Annotated in this window: 1 pseudogene and 1 other annotated feature; the pseudogene reads left to right on the top strand. The window is 57.6% G+C overall.

The window, feature by feature from the left end:
• Positions 1–18 precede the first annotated feature (18 nt).
• Positions 19–1,288 (top strand): annotated as a pseudogene (locus FA740_RS19480) (IS3 family transposase).
• Positions 342–458: a sequence feature (AL1L pseudoknot), on the top strand. Its footprint overlaps the pseudogene before it by 117 nt.
• Positions 1,289–1,327: the final 39 nt, after the last annotated feature.

Raw genomic sequence — 1,327 nt, 5'->3', positions numbered from 1 at the left:
TAAGTAAGGATGACGGTTATGACGAAAAGCAACATGGCAAATCGCTACTCGCCAGAGGTCCGCGCGCGTGCGGTTCGGATGGTCTTCGAGCATCAAGGCTCTTACGAAACGCAGGCGGGCGCGATTGCGGCCATTGCACCGAAGATCGGATGTATTCCGCAAACCTTGCGCGAATGGGTCAAGCAGGCCGAGAAGGGCAGCGGCATGCGCGACGGCGTGACGACTGAGGAACGGGATCGGATCAAGGCACTGGAACGTGAGGTTCGCGAACTACGCCAGGCCAATGAGATCCTCCGCAAGGGTGAGTGGGTGAACGCCATCGGTCCGAGAGAACCCACGAACGCGTATTTTGCGCAGGCGGAACTCGACCGCCCACTGAAGCGATGATCGCCTTCATTGATGATCGGCGCGTTGTTTACGGTGTCGAGTCAATCTGCAGAGTGCTGCCGATTGCGCCGTCACCTTATTATCACCACATGGCGTGCAGCACAGACCCCTCCAAAGCCTCAGCGCGCCATCAGCATGACCGAGAGCTTTGCCCGGAGATCAAACGGGTTTGGGATGAAACTACCAGGTCTATGGGGTTCGCAAGGCATGGCATCAGCTGAAGCGCGAGGGCTTTGCGCTCGCGCGCTGCACTGTTGACCGTCTGATGAAACAGATCGGCATCCGGGGCGCTGTGCGCGGAAAGGTAATCAAGACAACTGTCCCTGACACGTCAGCGCCCTGTCCGCGCGACAAGGTGAACAGAGTGTTCCGGGCGCCTGCACCGAACCTACTCTGGGTCAGCGACTTCACTTACGTATCCACGTGGCAGGGCTTTGTTTATGGGGCGTTCGTCATCGACACGTTCGCCGACCGCATCGTCGGATGGCGGGTCTCGCGGTCTGCCAAGACAGACTTTGTTCTCGATGCCCTCGAGCAAGCTCTGCATGATCGACGGCCTGTTCAGAAGGGCGGATTGATCCATCATTCCGACCGCGGAGGGCAGTATTTATCTATTCGATACATCGAGCGTCTAGCCGAAGCAGGCATCGAACCCTCCGTCGGAAGCGTCGGCGATTCTTATGACAACGCCCTCGCTGAAACGATCAATGGCCTCTACAAAACCGAACTGGTCCATCGCCAGGGACCGTGGCGCAATATGCAGGATCTGGAAATGGCCACCCTCGGAAGGGTCGATTGGTTCAACAACAAGCGCCTGCTTGGCCCGATCGGAAACATCCCGCCAGCAGAGGCAGAACTGAACTTCCAAGTTCAGCGCGACATGCTCGATCTTGTCGCGTAAAGTCAAGCTATAGGTCTCCGATAAATCCGGGGCGATTCA

The organism is Paracoccus hibiscisoli (assembly GCF_005048265.1).
Classification (GTDB): domain Bacteria; phylum Pseudomonadota; class Alphaproteobacteria; order Rhodobacterales; family Rhodobacteraceae; genus Paracoccus; species Paracoccus hibiscisoli.
This window is presented reverse-complemented; position numbering and strand designations above follow the sequence as displayed.